This window comes from Halopseudomonas sabulinigri (assembly GCF_900105255.1).
GTDB classification, from domain to species: Bacteria; Pseudomonadota; Gammaproteobacteria; order Pseudomonadales; family Pseudomonadaceae; genus Halopseudomonas; species Halopseudomonas sabulinigri.
The window spans coordinates 3,192,475-3,208,953 of record NZ_LT629763.1; the positions used below are offsets into that span (position 1 = coordinate 3,192,475).

15 protein-coding genes are annotated in these 16,479 nt (G+C 60.6%); 8 read left to right on the forward strand and 7 right to left on the reverse strand.

What is annotated here, in order from left to right; translation table 11 throughout:
• Positions 1 to 109 precede the first annotated feature (109 nt).
• Positions 110 to 805 carry a GntR family transcriptional regulator gene (locus BLU26_RS14455; RefSeq protein WP_092287580.1) on the forward strand — a complete coding sequence of 232 codons (696 nt, stop codon included), beginning with the start codon at positions 110 to 112 and terminating at the stop codon, positions 803 to 805.
• Here BLU26_RS14455 and BLU26_RS14460 read toward each other — a convergent pair.
• From BLU26_RS14460 to BLU26_RS14475, 4 genes are all read right to left on the reverse strand, one after another.
• The gene (locus BLU26_RS14460; protein WP_092287581.1) at positions 779 to 2,038 is read right to left on the reverse strand and encodes an amidohydrolase family protein; all 1,260 of its coding nucleotides are present in this window, start codon (positions 2,036 to 2,038) and stop codon (positions 779 to 781) included. The two genes, BLU26_RS14455 and BLU26_RS14460, sit on opposite strands and share 27 nt — an antisense overlap.
• On the reverse strand, positions 2,035 to 4,551 hold the full coding sequence (locus BLU26_RS18790) for a branched-chain amino acid ABC transporter ATP-binding protein/permease (protein WP_092287582.1): 2,517 nt from the start codon (positions 4,549 to 4,551) through the stop codon (positions 2,035 to 2,037). Before BLU26_RS18790 ends, BLU26_RS14460 begins: the two co-directional genes overlap by 4 nt.
• Positions 4,548 to 5,417: a branched-chain amino acid ABC transporter permease gene (locus tag BLU26_RS14470; RefSeq protein ID WP_092287583.1), complete on the reverse strand. Its 870-nt coding sequence runs from the start codon at positions 5,415 to 5,417 to the stop codon at positions 4,548 to 4,550. Before BLU26_RS14470 ends, BLU26_RS18790 begins: the two co-directional genes overlap by 4 nt.
• Positions 5,418 to 5,483: 66 nt before the next feature.
• The gene (locus tag BLU26_RS14475) at positions 5,484 to 6,671 is read right to left on the reverse strand and encodes an ABC transporter substrate-binding protein (protein WP_092287584.1); all 1,188 of its coding nucleotides are present in this window, start codon (positions 6,669 to 6,671) and stop codon (positions 5,484 to 5,486) included.
• Positions 6,672 to 6,869: 198 nt separating this feature from the next.
• On the opposite strand from BLU26_RS14475, the gene BLU26_RS14480 reads away from it, so the two are divergent.
• A complete protein-coding gene (locus BLU26_RS14480; protein ID WP_092287585.1) occupies positions 6,870 to 7,268 on the forward strand; it encodes a nuclear transport factor 2 family protein in 399 nt (132 codons plus the stop codon).
• A gap of 3 nt (positions 7,269 to 7,271) precedes the next feature.
• Here BLU26_RS14480 and BLU26_RS14485 read toward each other — a convergent pair whose 3' ends face one another.
• Positions 7,272 to 8,096, reverse strand: coding sequence for an AraC family transcriptional regulator (locus BLU26_RS14485; protein ID WP_092287586.1), 825 nt, complete (start codon positions 8,094 to 8,096; stop codon positions 7,272 to 7,274).
• A 136-nt stretch (positions 8,097 to 8,232) separates the two neighbouring features.
• On the opposite strand from BLU26_RS14485, the gene BLU26_RS14490 reads away from it, so the two are divergent.
• Positions 8,233 to 9,225, forward strand: a complete 993-nt coding sequence (locus BLU26_RS14490; protein ID WP_092287587.1) for a bile acid:sodium symporter family protein — start codon at positions 8,233 to 8,235, stop codon at positions 9,223 to 9,225.
• Positions 9,226 to 9,307: 82 nt separating this feature from the next.
• On the opposite strand, the gene BLU26_RS14495 is transcribed toward BLU26_RS14490, so the two are convergent.
• Entirely contained in the window at positions 9,308 to 9,676 is a 369-nt protein-coding gene (locus BLU26_RS14495) for a hypothetical protein (RefSeq protein WP_197674491.1), read from the reverse strand.
• Positions 9,677 to 10,084: 408 nt separating this feature from the next.
• On the opposite strand from BLU26_RS14495, the gene BLU26_RS14500 reads away from it, so the two are divergent.
• From BLU26_RS14500 to BLU26_RS14520, 5 genes are all read left to right on the forward strand, one after another.
• Positions 10,085 to 10,954, forward strand: coding sequence for a sugar phosphate isomerase/epimerase family protein (locus BLU26_RS14500; protein ID WP_092287588.1), 870 nt, complete (start codon positions 10,085 to 10,087; stop codon positions 10,952 to 10,954).
• Positions 10,955 to 11,072: 118 nt separating this feature from the next.
• The gene (locus tag BLU26_RS14505) at positions 11,073 to 12,086 is read left to right on the forward strand and encodes a fatty acid desaturase family protein (protein ID WP_092287589.1); all 1,014 of its coding nucleotides are present in this window, start codon (positions 11,073 to 11,075) and stop codon (positions 12,084 to 12,086) included.
• 47 nt (positions 12,087 to 12,133) lie between these two features.
• A complete protein-coding gene (locus BLU26_RS14510; RefSeq protein WP_197674492.1) occupies positions 12,134 to 12,940 on the forward strand; it encodes an ABC transporter permease in 807 nt (268 codons plus the stop codon).
• A gap of 115 nt (positions 12,941 to 13,055) precedes the next feature.
• Complete coding sequence (locus BLU26_RS14515) at positions 13,056 to 14,105, forward strand: ABC transporter substrate-binding protein (RefSeq protein WP_197674493.1); 1,050 nt, start codon at positions 13,056 to 13,058, stop codon at positions 14,103 to 14,105.
• Entirely contained in the window at positions 14,102 to 14,914 is an 813-nt protein-coding gene (locus BLU26_RS14520) for an ABC transporter ATP-binding protein (RefSeq protein WP_092287590.1), read from the forward strand. Before BLU26_RS14515 ends, BLU26_RS14520 begins: the two co-directional genes overlap by 4 nt.
• A gap of 90 nt (positions 14,915 to 15,004) precedes the next feature.
• On the opposite strand, the gene ppnN is transcribed toward BLU26_RS14520, so the two are convergent.
• Positions 15,005 to 16,378, reverse strand: coding sequence for a nucleotide 5'-monophosphate nucleosidase PpnN (gene ppnN, locus BLU26_RS14525; protein ID WP_092287591.1), 1,374 nt, complete (start codon positions 16,376 to 16,378; stop codon positions 15,005 to 15,007).
• Positions 16,379 to 16,479 lie beyond the last annotated feature (101 nt).

Genomic DNA, 16,479 nt, shown 5'->3' on the forward strand with positions numbered 1-16,479 from the left:
CCAGCGCGGCGCAAGCGGCCGGTTGTATCAGCCCGTTGCGCAGGGTGATAATGCGCTACTGCTAGCCATCGCCCTTTTGCCCAGACCAAAAGGGTCCGACGAGAGAATCATGGTCGCGAAAACCCAAACCGCCAAACAAGCCGAAGTTCAGCGTATTTTCGATGCGCTCTCCAAGGCAATTGCCCAGCACCGCCTGCGGCCGGGCACCCGGCTGGTCGAGGCGCAGATCGTTGAAGCGCTCAAGGCCAACCGCAATCACGTGCAGAGCGCGTTGCAGCGGCTGGCGTTGCAGCGCATTGTGACCATCGAGCCGAACCGGGGCGCGCTGGTGTCGCAGCCCAGTGCTGCCGAGGCGCGGGATGTGTTTGTGGCGCGGCGGGCGATTGAGCGGGCGATTGTCGAGAGTATTACGCCTGCCGCCATGCACAAGCACCGGCAGCGAGTGAGCAACCATGTGTGCAATGAGCGCAAGGCGACCGACTCCACCGACCGCCGCGACATCGTGCGTGAGCTGAGTGAATTTCATCTGATGCTCGGCGATCTCAGTGGCAATCAGGTGCTGAAGGAAATTCTGGCCAACCTGATGGTGCGCAGCTCGCTGATAGTCGCGCTTTACCAGCGCAATGACGTGCCGTCCTGCGCCTCGGACGAGCACGAAGAGATTCTCGCCGCGCTGGAGCAGGGCGATCATGGGCGCGCCGTGCGGGTGATGATCGAGCACCTCGATGAGCTGGAAAGTCAGCTCGACCTGAACGAGGTGCCCGCCGCCGAGATAGACCTACGCCAGGCGCTGTCCGATCTCTAGCGGCTGATGCCGGTGCGGAGCCAGCAGCTGCGGCTGCTCGCGCACAAAGGTCTGGCGCCCGGCCTTGAAGCCCATCAGTGGTGCCTTGATCTGCGCGACCACCGCCGCCGCACTCGGGGCATCAAACACCACAAAATCCGCCTTGCAGCCGGGTGTCAGGCCGTAGTCCGGCAGCCGCAGCAAGCGCGCCGATTCAGTTGAAACCCAAGCCAGACAGCGCAGCAATTCGGCCTCGGTAGCCAGCTGGCTGACGTTGGCAAACAGGTTCGCCTGACGCACCAGCGAGGCATCACCGTAGGGCGTGAAGGGGTTGTCGATGTTGTTGGTCGAGAGCGAGCAGGTCACGCCGCACTGATCCAGTTGCGCCAGCGGCGCCAGGCCGCGTGGCTTGTTGTGGAATAGCTCGCGGCCGGTCAGAAACAGGTCGGTGCTCGGCAGGCAGGTGACATTCACCCCGGCTTGCGCCAACTGCGCCGCCTTGGCCAGCAGTTCCTCGCGGGGTAGTGCCGAGAGCTTGGTGACGTGGCCTACCGTAACGCGGCCTCGCCAGCCGTAGCGTTCGGCGCATTCGATAACCTTGTCGATGCCCATCTGCTGCGGGTTCAAATCAAAGTCGAGATGAAAGTCCAGGTCGCAGTTGTGCGCCTGCGCCAGCGCGAACAGGCGTTCTATTTGGCCATCAGGGTCACTGTCGGTGTAGGGGCAGCCGCCCAGCAGATCGGCGCCTTGCTGCAGCGCGCGCACCAGCAGCGCCTCGGTGCCGGGGTTGTTGAGCATGCCCTCCTGCGGGAAAACACAGATTTGCAGGCTGATGGCCCAGGCGTAATCCTCGCGCAGTCGCAAAACCGCGTGCAGCCCGGTCAGGCCGATCTGCGGGTCGATTTCCACGTGGGTGCGCATGTGGGTGGTGCCTTGCAGTATGGCCTGCTCGAGCACCTGCGCGCCGCGCTGGTAAACGTCCTCTTCGCTAAAGGCCGCCTTGGCCTGCCGGGTCTGCTCAACCGCTTCGGCGAGGGTGCCGTGCTGCAGCTGGCAGCGGCTCATGATGCAGGCCTTGTCCAGGTGGATATGGGTTTCCAGCAGGCCGGGTAGCACCAGTTGGCTCTGCAGGTCGAGGCTGGCTGGTGTTTGTCCGGTACTGAAATCGCTGACGAAGTAGCCATTTTCAATGCGCAGCTCGCACAGCTCGGCCTGTTCCGGCAGGCGGGCGTTGATCAGGCGTAAGGCGGTCATGCCACTGCTCCTGCGCCTTGACCTGTGCCCTGACCTTGGCCCAGGTAGGCTGCCTCTAGCTCGCGGTCGCCGCGTAATGCCTCGGCACTGCCGGATTTGACGATGCGACCGGTTTCCAGCACATAGGCGCGGTCGGCAACCTGCAATGCCAGATTGGCCATCTGATCGACCAGCAGCAGGGTCACGCCTTCATCGCGCAGTGCGGCCAGGGCGTCGTACAGCTCGCCGATCATCGCCGGGGACAGTCCCAGTGAGGGCTCATCCAGCAGCAGGATTTTCGGTTTGGCCATCAGCCCGCGGCCGACTGCGACCATTTGTTGCTCGCCGCCGGACAGCAGTCCGGCAGGGCTGTCGATGCGGTCACGCAAGCGCGGGAAGCGGCGCAGAATGGCGTCGATTTCCGCCGCCTCATCGACCTTGTCGGTGCGCGAAAACGCGCCGAGCAGCAGGTTGTCGCGTACCGTCAGCTGCGGGAACATCTGCCGGCCCTCCGGCACCAGCGCCAAACCGCGTTTGGCGATCTGGCTGGCATCCAGGTGATGAATGCTTTCGTTATCCAGCAGGATCGAGCCGGCGGTGGCCGGGTGCAGGCCAGCCAGGCTTTGCAGAATGCTGGATTTGCCCGCGCCGTTGGCGCCAAGAATGGCAATCAGCTCGCCGGGATTGACCACCAGATTGACCTTGTCGACCACCGGTGCAGCGCCGTAGTCGAGTACCAGATCCTTGATATACAAACGCGCATCGCGCGAACCGCGCCAGGCCTGTTCACGCGGGGTGGCCTGATAGCTGGTGCCGCCCAGATAGGCCGCAATCACTGCCGGGTTCTGGCGCACCTCTGCGGCCGAGCCCCAGGCGATCGGGCGGCCGGCATCGAGGACCAGAATGCGCTCGGACACCGCCATCACCAGCGTCATGTCGTGCTCCACCAGAATCACCGCAATGCCGTAGCCGGCGAGCGTGCGAAAGAGCGCGGCGAGCTGTTGGGTGTCCTGTTGGCTGAGGCCGGCGGCGGGTTCGTCGAGCAGTAGCACCCGTGGTTTCGAGGCCAGCGCGCGGGCGATCTCGACCAGGCGGCGATCCACGTGGGGCAGTTCGTCCGCCAGGGTGTTGATAGAGCCGCGGTAGCCAACCAGTGCCAGCAGTTGCAGCGCCAGCTCGCGTTGCTGGCTGCTGGCGCCTTTGATGATGTTACCCAGCTGGCCTTGCTGCATGCCGGCCAACAGGTTGTCGAGCACACTGAGTTCACCGAACAGCTGAGTGGTCTGGTAGGTGCGGGCAATACCGGCGCGCGCCAGTTTCCAGGCTGGCAGACCGGCGACTTCCTGGTCCAGCTGGATGCTGCCGCTGTTAGGCGCGTAGAAGCCGCTGATCATGTTCAACACCGTGGTCTTGCCCGCCCCGTTGGGGCCGATGATGCTGGTGATGCTGCCGGGCGGTGCGCTAAAGCTCACATCCTTGGCCGCCTGCACGCCGCCAAAACGAATGCTGATGTCGGTCACCTCAAGCCCATTGCCGGCTTGTCCTCCGGCAAAGAAAGCGCTCAATACGGGCAGGTCAGCCTGAGCAGGTGCGGGCTGTTTAACCGGCTTCAGCCACAGCCGCGCCGCGCTACCCAGCAGGCCGCGCGGGGCGACCCAGAGCACGCCCAGCAGCAGGCCGGAGAAAATCAGCAGGCGGTACTCGGCCGCGCCGGACAGCGCCTCCGGCAAGAGCACAATCAGCAGTGCGCCCAGCACTGGCCCCAGCACGGTACCGGCACCGCCGACGATCACCGCCAGCACAAAGAGAATCGATTGGGTAAAGGGGAAGGACGCCGGGTTGATGAACATCATCAGCGGCGAGACCACCGCGCCGGCCACGCCGGTCAGCAGAGCCGATAACGCAAAAGCCAGGGTCTTGGTCTGCACCGGGTTGAAGCCTAGCGAGCGAGCGGCGATTTCAGAAGCCTTGACTGCGCGCATGGCGCGGCCCCAGCCACTGTTGCGCAGCAACTGGAAGAACAGCAACGCGCCGAGCATCAGCGCACTGGAGATCAAGGCCAGCAGCACCGCCGGGTCGGTATCACCCAGGCTTGGCATGGGAATGCCCATCAATCCGTTGGCGCCGCCGGTCAGGCTGCGCCATTCCACCAGACCGTGATGGACCACCAGCGCGAAGGCAATGGTGATCATCGCCAGATAGGGGCCGTTGACCCGCAGCGCCGGAATCGCCAGCAGGCCGCCGGCAATCGCGCACACCAGCCCGGCAGCGGGCAGCGCCAGCCACAGCGAAAAGCCCTGCATGGTCAGCAGTGCCGAGACGTAGGCGCCGATCGCGTAGAAGGCGATGTGGCCGAAGGAAATCTGCCCGCTCAGACCGATCAGAATGTTCAGCCCCACGCCGACCACCACGGCCAGTGCGAAGAAACTGAACACCAGCAACGAGTAGCTATCCAGCGTGAAGGCCATGCTCACGCTGGCGATGGCCAGCGCGATCAGGCAGAGGGTCAGCAGGGCCTTGGCTTGCTTGTTCATACCTTCACCAGTGTCTTGCTGCCGAACAGGCCGTTGGGGCGCAACGCGAGCGCCAGAATGACCAGTCCGAACGTGAATATTTGGGTAAATGCCGAGCCGAAGTAGATGGTCACCAGCGCTTCTACCAGACCAAACAGCAGCCCGGCGAGAAACACCCCGCTGGCGCTGGAGATACCGCCCAGAATCGCTACGGCAAAGGCCTTGAGGCCAAACAGCGTGCCCATTTCGGCACTGACGTTGAACAGCGGCGCGATCAACATGCCGGCAATCGCGGCGAACACCGCCGAAACGGCGAAGGCAATGGCCACCACGCGGTTGACGCGGATGCCCATCAGCATGGCGGCTTGCGGGTTCTGCACGCAGGCTTCCAGCACCTTGCCAAGCCGCGTGTAACGGCGCACTAGCAAGAGTGCGAGGGCGATGGCAGCGCCGATCACCGGAATCAGCATCTGCAATACGGAAATATTGGCGCCCAACAGGGTGACGCCAGTGTTGGCCAGTTCGGAGGTGAACTGGCGAGGTTCCTTGCCGAAGGTAAACATGGCCAGGTTGTCGACCAGAATACCGGCGGCCACGGTCGCCATCAGCCAGGCTTCAGAGCCACGCGAGCTGAACGGGCGCACCAGAAAGCGTTCGACCGCCAGCCCGTAAACGGCGCAGAGGGTCAGGGTCATGGGTACCGCTAGCCAGATCGGCCAGCCCCAGGTGATATGAAAGCTGTAACCCAGCACGGCGCCGACCATCATGGCGCTGCCCTGGGCAAAGTTCACCGTTCGCGAGACCACGTAGGTAATGTGAAAGCCCAGCGCCAGCAGGGCATACATACTGCCCAGTCCGAGACCGCTAATAAGGGCGGCGGTAATCATGTTGATGCTCCTTCAAGGCGGCGACGGGTTACGCCGCCGCGGTATAGCCAGGTAATGCGAGTTTGCTCAGGGCTTGACCGGCACGATGCTGCCGTCAACAAAGTGGGTAAAGATGTAGTCCTTTGGCCCCAGGGCGTCGTGCTGCTCGGGGGTGAAGGCAGGCTTGTAGTCCTTGATCAGGCCCTTGTACTCGTCAATGGCATAAAACCCATCGCGTACCGCGGTGCCGTCGGTCGAGCCGGCCTTTTCAATCGCCAGGGCAGCCAGGTGCATGCCGTCATAGGCGTTGGCGATGCCGACTGCCGGGGTGATGTCGGCCAGGGTTTTGATCTCGGGGTACTTGGCTTTCAACGCGGCCAGTACCTGATCGCCCTTGGCGCTGTTGTTGTCGGTAAATACGTAGGTCTGGATGAAGTGCACACGGCTGGCGTTCGGGCCGGCCAGCTCACTGAAACGGCCACCGGCCGGACCCCAGTGGGAAACTACTGGCACGTCCCACTCCATGCGGTCCAGCGATTTGACCACCTGCGCCGAGGGGCCAACGTTGCCGACCATCAGCAGGGTATCAGCGCCGGCATTTTTCAGGCGGGTGAGCTGCGGGATCACGTCCAGGTCGCTGCTTTCAATACGCTCGATGCCGGCCCACTCCATATCGCGCGACTCCAGCGCATGGCGGAAACCTTTCTCGTTGGACTCACCCCAGGGGTTGTTGATCAGCAGCATGCCCGGCTTGCTCATGCCGTACTCATCGATGCCGTATTGCACCAGGGCTTCATCGACGATCTCGTCCATGGCCGACACGCGGAACACGTAGTTGTCCTTGGCACCGTTCTGAGTAATGGAGGTGCCGGCGGCCCACGGGCCCATGAAAGGCACTTTCATCTGATTGACCAGCGGCACTATGGCCAGCGACACCGGGGTGTCCAGGCCGCCAAACAGCACCGCGACCTTCTCGCGCTGCACCAGCTCGCGGGCTGCCAGCATGCCCTTGGCCGGGTTGCTTTCATCGTCGCGGCGGATCAGCTCGACCGGCTGGCCAAGAATGCCGCCGGCGGCGTTGATCTCGTCGATGGCGATGGTCAGACCACGGGTCAGCGCTTCACCAGATTTCGCCGATTGGCCCGACAGCGCCGCAACCAGACCGATCTTGATGGTGTCGGCGGCCTGCACCGGGCTCAGCACCATGAAGCTCAACGCGGTGACCACAGCGGCCTGTGGCCAGAGTCGGCGCAACGGGGTAAGTACCTTTTTCATGTTGTTTCTCCTTGATGGCTAGCATTTGTACGATATTTGCTAGCAAAATGGAGGCCATGCTTTAAAACCGGAATTCAACCGCGTTTTAGCCGGTTTTTTGCCATTTTTGCGCACCCTGGTGGTGCGCTGCGCACCGAATTCAGGCAGTGGCAGCGATGCCCTGCGTTTAGTAAACAGTGAGTAATCAAGAGACAGACAATGAGCATTGAAAATCAGGCGGTACAGATTGTTAGCGATTTTCTGGCGGCGTCCATGGCGCCAGACCCGGTCAAGGCCGCTACCTATATGAGCAGCGATGTACGCATCACCTTCACTGGTGGCCGCGTGATGCCCTCAGCGACCGAGATCACCGCGTTCAACGCCGCGCGCTACAACTGGGTAAAGAAAGAACTGGGCCAGTTCGACTGGACCGAGCACGCCGACCACACGGTGGTGTACTCCAACGGCACGCTGTACGGCGAATGGCCCGATGGCCGCAGCTTCAGCGGTAACCGCTATCTTGATCGTTTTGAGGTGCGCAACGGCAAGATCACCCGCATGGATGTGTGGAATGACAGCGCCGAATGGATTCTGGTCCCCGCGATCGCTAAACCCTGAAGATCAACGCGGCGGCAGCGCCGCAGTGAGTTGCCCGTGTTGTTCGCCGAAAGCGCTGGGCGTTAGCCCCATGTGCCGGCGAAAGGCGGCGATGAAAGCCGAGGTCGAGTCGTAGCCGCAGGCCAGTGACACATCGGTCACCCGTTCGCCCTGCTGCAGCAGGGGCAGGGCACTGAGCAGCCGCAGGCGCTGGCGCCAGGCCCGGAAGCTCAGCCCTGTGTGCTGCACAAACAGCCGGGTCAGGGTTTTCTCCGATAGCGCTAGTTGCTGCGCCCAGTCACTGAGGGTGTCGGGCAGGTCGGGGCTGCGATATAGCGCTTCGCACAGCGGCTGCAGGCGCGGTTCGGTCGGCCAGGGAAGGTATAACCCGGTATCGGCAGCGGCTTGCAGTTGATCCAGCAGAACCGCGACCAGACGGCCATCGGCGCTGCGCTCATCGTACTCGGCGGGCAGGCTGCCGAAGTGGTTGATCAGCTCGCGCGTCAGCGGATTGATCTCCAGCACCTTGCAGTGCTCTGCCACCCAGGGAATGGCGCTACGCTCGATATACAGGCTGCGCATCTCGGTGGCCGGTGAGCTGATCACGGCGTGCGGCAGATCCGGCGGTACCAGGATGGCCCGCTGCGGCGGGGCAAGAAAGCGGCCGCGTGCGGTGTGCACCGACAGCACCCCGCGAATGGCGTACGACAATTGCGCCCAAGGATGGCTGTGCCACTCGGTGGCGGCACTGCGCGGCAGCGACTCCACTCGCGCATAGAGCGGGCGGGGCAGGCCAGCCAGCTCGGGTACGCTGCGGTGAATGGGTGATTTGTGTCCGTTTTTCGACATTGTGTTGTCAGATCGCGTTAGTCGGTCGTGATGGCACACAGTAAACTGCGGCATTGCTGGTAACAAGCCAGTCGTTCGTAAGCCGCTGTGATAGGTAACTCCTGATAACACGCAGCACCGATAAAGAGAGCAGAGCATGGCTAGACCGCGTTTCCTTCCCGATAACATGACCCTTTGCCTGATCGCCGTGGTGATCGCTGCCAGCCTGTTCCCGGTCAGTGGCCAGGCGGCGGTGGCCTTCGATGGGTTGACCAACGCGGCCATAGCCCTGCTGTTTTTCATGCACGGCGCCAAGCTGTCACGCGAGGCGATCATCTCCGGCATGACGCACTGGCGCCTGCACCTGCTGGTATTTGCCTGCACATTTATTCTTTTCCCGCTGTTGGGGCTGGCGCTGAAACCCGTGCTGGTGCCGCTGGTCGGAGATGAGCTCTATCTGGGCATCCTGTTTCTCTGTGCGTTGCCGGCCACAGTGCAGTCGGCGATTGCGTTCACCTCGCTGGCGCGGGGTAATGTGGCGGCTGCGGTGTGCAGTGCGGCGACGTCGAGCCTGCTGGGTATCTTTGTCACGCCGCTGCTGGTGCTGCTGATGATCGGCGCCCAGGCCGGTGAGTCCAACACGCTGGATGCCATCGGCAAGATCGTGGTGCAGCTGCTGCTGCCGTTTATCGCTGGTCAGATTGCCCGGCGCTGGATTGGCGACTGGGTGACCCGCAACAAGGGCTGGCTCAAGTCGGTGGATCAGGGCTCGATTCTGCTGGTGGTGTTTGGTGCCTTCAGTCACGCGGTGGTAGAGGGTATCTGGCAGCAGGTGCCGCTGTTCCAATTGGCCGGTCTGGTGATCGCCTGCTGTCTGCTGCTGGCGCTGGTGCTGTTTATCGTCAGCTTTCTGGCCCGCCGCGCTGGCTTCAATACGGAAGATCGCATCACCATCCTGTTTGCCGGCTCGAAGAAGAGTCTGGCCACCGGGGTACCCATGGCGCAGGTATTGTTTGCCGGCGGCGCGATTGGTGCGCTGATTCTGCCGCTGATGCTGTTCCACCAGATTCAGCTGATGGTCTGTGCGGTGCTGGCGGAGCGGTATGCGCGGCGGCCTGAAGTGGCAGAGGGCGCGGTGGCCGACTCCTGATCGGCCCCCGTTCCACCGGGCTTCTGACGGCTAGAGGCCCGGCGCAGTCTGCTATGAGAGCTTGAACGCGCAAGTGACAAGCTTAGTTGCCGATATCTCTGAAGCTCGCACAGGTATGGTCCAGGAAGCGTTCAACCTTATCTATTGCGCGCTCACTCAGGGTGACCAGCCGAATACGCTTGTCGGTCTCACACTCGTGCTCAATCAATACGCCATCGTCAATGGCCTTTTGAACGTACTTCACCGCCGTACGCCGGCTGATATTGGGCATCAGATTATAAAGCTCGGTTTTCGGCTGTGGGGTGTCGTGGCGCATTAGCCACATCTGGGTAAACAGGTCGCAATAGTTCAGGTCGCTGAGCGTTGTATCTGCGAAAGTCTCTGCCCAGAAGCTGTCAATCGCAAAAATTGCCTGAGCGGCCTGGATACGCTGCGTGTTGGCTTTCTTCATCCGGGTGCTGGTGTCCGTGTCGGTCGATGCTTTTATTAGGCGTCATTGTCATGGCTTGTGCAACGTTGCACCTGTTTCAGGCAGCGCGAGTGCAAAGCCTCACTCGCCTTTAGTCAAGCTGTGTGACCTATTTCGCGATCCCTACCCGTGTTGCACAGAACATAAAGTGCGCACTACGCCGTTGTGTTTTGGCTTCCTCCCTGAAAAGGGAAGCGCGGCGGGCTGGTCGTCGCAATCTGGTGCACCTTGCCGCGCGCTGCGCTTGATCTGTGCACAATTGCATCTAAGTGCGAGCGTGCTCATACATGCTGAAGTGCATGTAAAACAAGGGAATATGCAACTTTGCATCTATATGGCATGGGCTTTGCTACCTCTTGGTAAGGCAACTTATCAGGCTGGAGTAGTTTCATGCGACTGGATTTGTTCAAGACGCTGTGGGGGCACGCGGGCAGTGTGCAAGAGGCCGCAACCTTGGCGGTAGACGCAGGATTTGTGGGCTTGGAGGCACCAGCGCCGGCTGATGATGCGGCGGTGGAGCAATTGCAGGCCACGCTGACGGAGCATCGGCTCGATTACATTGCCGAGATATGTACCACCGGCAGTTACGTACCTGATCGCCATGCCACGCCGGAGGACCACCTGGTGTCTCTGGAGCAGAAACTCCAGCGCAGCAAACGGCTGAACCCGCGTTTTTGTAACGTCATGGGAGGCTGTGACGCCTGGCCGCTGGACGTGCAGATCGATTTCTTTCGGCGTGCCAAGGATCTCGCTGACCGGTGCGGGATCATCTGCAGCTTTGAAACCCACCGGGGCCGCTCATTTTTCAATCCCTGGGTAACGCGTGACGTGCTGCGTGCCTTGCCCGATCTGCGTATCACCTGTGATTTCAGCCATTGGGTGGTGGTCTGTGAGCGGCTCATGGATGCGGAATGGGAAACCATTTTGGAAGTGGCGGAGCAAGCGCATCACGTGCATAGCCGGGTGGGTTATGACCAAGGCCCGCAAGTTCCTCACCCTGCAGCGCCGGAGTACGCCGTGGCGCTGGAATCCCACGAACGTTGCTGGCAGGCGATCTGGGCCAGCCAGAGCAAGCGAAACTACGCCAGCAGCACCATGACCCCGGAATTTGGGCCGGACGGTTATCTGCACACCCAGCCTTTTACCAGTATGCCGGTCGCTGACCTTTGGCAGGTAAACCGCTGGATAGGCTTGCGTGAGCGTGATCAATTCGAGGTCTGGCGAGCTGCGCGCAAAGAAAGCGCTGGCGCCAGCGCTTAGACAAATAGCGCTCTCACCGTCAGTAATGGCGGTCGAGACCAGATGTTGAAACACAAATAAGAGCGCCGCGTAACCCGGTGTGCGTTTTATGTTGGAAAGTGAGCAGGAGACATTGGTTATGCAGTTCTACAAAAACCTATGGCGTGATAGCGGCATGTTACCCAACACACTGGCAGTGGGTTACGTACTGTTGACCTATTTCGGCGGTTGGGCGCTGCTGTTTCTCGGCACTTGGTGGAGCCTGTTATTGGGCACGCTGGCTGTTGCGCACGGGATGACCATCGCGGCCTATCTGTTGCACGATTGTGGACATAACGCCTTGTGCAAGAAGGTGGAGCACAACACACGCCTCGGGCGCTGGATGAACGTAATTACCGGATCGCATTACGGCACTTATGAAGACATGCGATACAAGCACATGCGTCATCACGTCGACAACTGCGAGCCGGTGGCATTCGACTATCGCGCCTGGCTGGTCCAGCGTCCCGTCCTGCATAAGTTCGTACGTGCCCTGGAGTGGTGTTACATCCCGGCAGTGGAACTACTGATGCACGGCATGCTGATCGCCGCGCCCTTTGTCTATGACAGCAAGAAAGCGCAGCGCAGCCGCGTGCTTCGCATTACTTTGCTGCGCGTCGCCTGCTTTGGCTTGGTTGGCTGGTTCGCGCCTTTGGCGCTGTTGGGCTACGCGCTGGCTTACTGCCTGTTTCTCACGTTCCTGCGGTTTATGGATTCGTTTCAGCACAACTATGAGATTTTCTACACGCTGGACACGCCCGACGCCAAGCCACCGTACAAAGGCAACCGTGACTACGAAGAATGTAATACCTACAGCAACCTGATCTCGGCACGCTGGCCATGGCTGAACCTGCTAGCGCTGAATTTCTCCTATCACAATGCGCATCACACCAAGCCAAACATGCCCTGGTATCGACTGCCGGCTTACCACCGGGAAATTTACGGTGATAACTGCCCGCAGCAATTGAGCATTTGGGGGCAGGTAAAAAGCTTTCACCGCCACCGGGTTGAGCGCGTACTGGCAGAGGAATACGGCACGGCTGATGTGCGTGAAACTGTGCGTGAAGGCAAGGCTGTTGGGGTTAATGCGCTGTCTTTCCTGACCGCATTCTGAGTGCATATCCGCTGTATGACGGTGCCGGGAGAGAGTTGATGCGGGGATTGGGTACAGAAATTTGGAGCAGCTTTGATTTCAAACAACGGGTAACACCCACCACCAAGCTGATATTAGGTGTCGTCGCTTGGTTGGCCTTTGTTCTGTTATGGCACGTGGCCGCCAATGCCAAGGATACCCTCAGTCCGCTGTTTCCCGGCCCGCTACAGGTGCTGGAAGCCTTGCGCGAGCTCTTTTGGGAGCGTGAGTTCAGCGCTGACGTGTTGAGCAGTCTGCAGCGTATCGGTATCAGCTTTGCGGTGGCCGTCGCCATTGCATTACCGCTGGGTGTGTTAATGGGGGCGTTTCCGCTGATCGCGGCATTCTTCAGTCCATTGGTCTCGGCGTTCCGCTATTTACCGGACCCGGCGTTTATTCCGTTGTTGCTGATGTGGCTGGGTACCGGGAATGAACAGAAGATTGCACTGCTGGTTCTGGGCGTGATTTGGTTCCTGATTACCTTGGTCAGCGATGTCGTCCGGCAGGTACCGACAGATTTTATCGAAACGTCGAAAACACTGGGCGGCTCACGCAAGGTAATTCTCTGGACGGTGGTAGTACCTGCCGCGTTACCCGCAATTGTGGATACCTGCCGGCAGATGCTTGCCGTCAGCTGGACCTATCTGGTCATCGCCGAGATTGTCGCTGCCACCGACGGTATCGGCGCCATGATGATGCGCGCCAAACGCTTTGTGCATGTGGACGACATCATGGCCGGCATCCTGGTGATAGGTCTGCTGGGACTGCTGTGTGATCTGGCGTTTCGCGCAATCCACTGGCTGGCTTTTCCCTATCTGCGGCAAAGAGCACGTTAGCGCCCGTGAGGGGCCTGCGTGATGCGGTGACGGATAAAGCCGTCGATTCAGCTTGAGGGGCAGGCGTTACGGCAATAAGGCGGTTACAGGGTTTATTCCATCTAGGAGAGCGATAATGAAATTAGGCAACTGGAGCAAGGCAGCCAAGGGCTGCGTACTGGGCGCGGCGCTGATGTGCTCTAACGGCATGGTGCAGGCGGCAGAGAGCGTCAATGTGTCACTGTTTTCCTGGCCGGGGTATGGCTTCTGGTTCATCGCCAAGGAGAAAAACCTGGTACCTGAGCTGGATCTGAATATCAGTATTATTGAAGACCCCTACGAAAGTTTCGGGCTGATGACAGCAGGGCAGCTGGATGTCACCTCCAGCACGGTTGAATACGGGCCGATTGCGGTAGACAAGAACATCCCCATCAAACTGGTGACCTACACCAACCCGTCGTACGGCACGGACAAGATCATCTTGGCGCCGGGCATCAATTCGGCCAAGGATCTGATCGGTAAAAAGATCGCTGTGATGGAAGGTGGTTTGACCCAGATATTCATGGGCATCTGGCTGGAGCAGAATGGAGTCGCTATCGATGAGGTGGAATTCGTCAACGTGATCATGGATGAGGCCGTGGGCGCGATGCTGGGCGGCAGCGTGAGTGCGGTTGAGCTCTGGGAACCCTTTGGCAGCCAACTGCTGAAGAACATGCCGGGCGCTACTGTGGTGGCGGACTCCAGTCAGGGAGACTGGATCAGCACCGCGTTGCTGGGTGACGGCATGTACATGAGCGAAGCCTTTCTCACCGAAAGGCCGGAAGCGGCGAATTTGGCGATGCAGGCCTATTTCAAGGCGGTCGAATTCTGGAAGCAGAACCCGGAGGAGGGAAACCGGATTATTGCCGACGCCATTCAATTTGATGTGAGTGATGTGGAGATGGTCATTGGCGTCGATGGCGAGATCCACAAGGGCGGCATCATGGTGTTCGATCTGGACGAGGCTGCTCGGTTCATGGGCGTCAAAGACGGCGACCTGCCGCTGGGCATGTCCAATGGACAGATTGCCGAGCACTGGAAGACTACCAACACCTGGTGGCAAAAGTTCGGTATGGCCGACGCCATGCATGACTGGACAGAGGGCGTAGACCTGTCGCCGCTCAAGGCTGCAGTGGAGGCTGAATGAGTGCATCGCTAGCAGCAGAGCCGGGAGCCGCTCCTGCGGGCTTGCAGGTTCGGCAAGTGGGCAAGGTGTTTGCTGATCATGGCCGACAGGTTGTCGCCGTTGATGGCGTCAGCTTTGAGGTGGCGCCCAAACAGGTCTGCGTGCTGCTGGGGCCGTCGGGCTGTGGCAAGTCGACAGTGCTGCGCATGATGGCGGGATTGGAGTGTCCTTCTAGCGGCAGCGTCAGCCTGGATGGGGAAGCGGTGCGCGGCCCGCACCGCGACCGGGGGATGGTCTTTCAGGGGTACACCTCTTTCCCTTGGCTCAAGGTGCGGCAGAACGTGGCCTATGGGCTGCGCATAAATGGGGATGCCTCAGCGATGCGCGAAGGCACGGTCGATTATTTCCTCGACAGGGTTGGCCTCACAGCCTTTGCCGGCGCCTATCCACATCAGCTTTCCGGTGGCATGCGCCAACGGGTTGCCCTGGCCCGTGCCTTGGCCAATTCACCCAAAGTCCTGCTCATGGACGAACCTTTCGGTGCACTGGATGCGGAAACACGCTGGCAGATGCAAGAGCTGCTGCTGGATGTGATCCGCAAGGAAAGCATGACGGTGGTGATGGTCACGCACGATGTGGAAGAAGCGCTGCTACTCGCCGATCAGATTGTATTTCTGTCGAGTCATCCCGGGCGGGTAAAAACGGTTTTGCATCCGCCCTTCAAGGCCAATGGCAGCATCACTACCCGCGAGGACCTGCATGCCCACCCCGAGTACGCCGCGCTGGAGAAACGCATTCTGGAAATGATGCGTGAGGAAGGCCGGGCCTGAAACGCACCTGCGACCGGCGGCGTGCGAACAGGTCAGCGAACGCCATTGTTCGCTGACCTCAAGTGGTTATGGCGATGCCAAGAGCCGCGCTCAGCTCACCACCCGATAACAAGGCACATAATCCGCGCCACCCGGCAGCTTCATCCGGTGCTGGCTTACAAAGGCCTGTAGCAGACGGTCCAGTGGCTGCATGACCTCGGCGTCGCCGTGGATTTCGTAGGGGCCGAATTCTTCGATGCGGCGGATGCCCTTGTCCTTCACGTTGCCAGCGACGATGCCGGAGAAGGCGCGGCGCAGATTGGCGGCCAGTTCGTGCGGGGGCAGGTTGCGGCTTAGCTGCAGACTGGCCATGTTCTCGTGGGTGGGGTCGAAGGGACGCTGGAAGCCTTCTTCAATCCGCAGCAGCCAGTTGAAGTGGAAGGCATCGTTGCGTTGCCGGCGGAAACGCTCGACCTCACCCAGGGCACTGGTCATTTGCCGGGCCACGTCGGCGGGGTCGTCGATGATGATTTGATAGTGCTGTTGCGCCGCCTCACCCAGGGTAGCGCCAACAAATTCATGCAACTGCTGCAGATAGGCCTTGGCGCTGGCCGGCCCGGTGAGAATCACCGGAAAGGGCAGCTCGGCGTTGCTCGGGTGCATCAGAATGCCCAGCAGATAGAGAAACTCCTCCGCCGTGCCGGCGCCGCCAGGGAAGATGATGATGCCGTGGCCCACGCGCACGAAGGCTTCCAGACGTTTCTCGATGTCCGGCAGTATCACCAGTTCATTGACGATCGGGTTGGGCGCTTCGGCAGCAATGATGCCGGGCTCGGTCAGCCCCAGGTAGCGGCCGCCGCGGTTGCGCTGTTTGGCATGGGCAATGGTGGCGCCCTTCATTGGCCCCTTCATCACGCCAGGCCCGCAGCCGGTGCAGATATCCAGGCTGCGCAGGCCAAGTTCATGGCCAACCTTCTTGGTGTATTTGTACTCTTCGGTGCTGATCGAGTGACCGCCCCAGCACACCACCATTTTCGGCTCCACGGCCGGGCGGAGCGTGCGCGCGTTGCGCAGCAGGTGGAACACGTAGTCGGTGATTCCTTCCGAGCTGCTCAGGTCGATGCGCTGGCTTTCCAGCTCGCTCTCGGTGTAAACGATATCGCGCAACGCGCTGAACAGCATCTCGCGGGTACTGGCAATCATCTCGCCATCAACGAAGGCATCGGCCGGTGCGTTGACCAGCTCCAGGCGCACGCCGCGATCCTGTTGATGAATGTAAACATCAAAGTCCTGATACGCCTCAAGAATGGTTTTGGCGTTATCGACGTGGGCGCCGGTATTCAGAATGGCCAGGGCGCATTGGCGGAACAGGCTGTAGGTGCTACCGGAGCCGGCGGCGCTGAGTTGTTGTACTTCACGTTGTGACAGGGTTTCCAGACTGCCCTTGGGGCTGACTGAGGCGTTGATGACCTTCTTTACTGGCATGCGGTATTCCTGAGGTGGCGATCGGCCGAAGGGTAAATTCCGTGTTGTCTGCATTCTCCACGCGATGCGCTATTCAACGCAAACCCTGTGCAATCACAGTG

Excerpts from the sequence above, each read along its gene's own strand:
- BLU26_RS14455 (WP_092287580.1), top strand. The coding sequence starts at position 110 with ATGGTCGCGAAAACCCAAACCGCCAAACAAGCCGAAGTTCAGCGTATT.
- BLU26_RS14460 (WP_092287581.1), bottom strand. The coding sequence starts at position 2,038 with ATGACCGCCTTACGCCTGATCAACGCCCGCCTGCCGGAACAGGCCGAG.
- BLU26_RS18790 (WP_092287582.1), bottom strand. The coding sequence starts at position 4,551 with ATGAACAAGCAAGCCAAGGCCCTGCTGACCCTCTGCCTGATCGCGCTG.
- BLU26_RS14470 (WP_092287583.1), bottom strand. The coding sequence starts at position 5,417 with ATGATTACCGCCGCCCTTATTAGCGGTCTCGGACTGGGCAGTATGTAT.
- BLU26_RS14475 (WP_092287584.1), bottom strand. The coding sequence starts at position 6,671 with ATGAAAAAGGTACTTACCCCGTTGCGCCGACTCTGGCCACAGGCCGCT.
- BLU26_RS14480 (WP_092287585.1), top strand. The coding sequence starts at position 6,870 with ATGAGCATTGAAAATCAGGCGGTACAGATTGTTAGCGATTTTCTGGCG.
- BLU26_RS14485 (WP_092287586.1), bottom strand. The coding sequence starts at position 8,096 with ATGTCGAAAAACGGACACAAATCACCCATTCACCGCAGCGTACCCGAG.
- BLU26_RS14490 (WP_092287587.1), top strand. The coding sequence starts at position 8,233 with ATGGCTAGACCGCGTTTCCTTCCCGATAACATGACCCTTTGCCTGATC.
- BLU26_RS14495 (WP_197674491.1), bottom strand. The coding sequence starts at position 9,676 with ATGAAGAAAGCCAACACGCAGCGTATCCAGGCCGCTCAGGCAATTTTT.
- BLU26_RS14500 (WP_092287588.1), top strand. The coding sequence starts at position 10,085 with ATGCGACTGGATTTGTTCAAGACGCTGTGGGGGCACGCGGGCAGTGTG.
- BLU26_RS14505 (WP_092287589.1), top strand. The coding sequence starts at position 11,073 with ATGCAGTTCTACAAAAACCTATGGCGTGATAGCGGCATGTTACCCAAC.
- BLU26_RS14515 (WP_197674493.1), top strand. The coding sequence starts at position 13,056 with ATGAAATTAGGCAACTGGAGCAAGGCAGCCAAGGGCTGCGTACTGGGC.
- BLU26_RS14520 (WP_092287590.1), top strand. The coding sequence starts at position 14,102 with ATGAGTGCATCGCTAGCAGCAGAGCCGGGAGCCGCTCCTGCGGGCTTG.
- ppnN (WP_092287591.1), bottom strand. The coding sequence starts at position 16,378 with ATGCCAGTAAAGAAGGTCATCAACGCCTCAGTCAGCCCCAAGGGCAGT.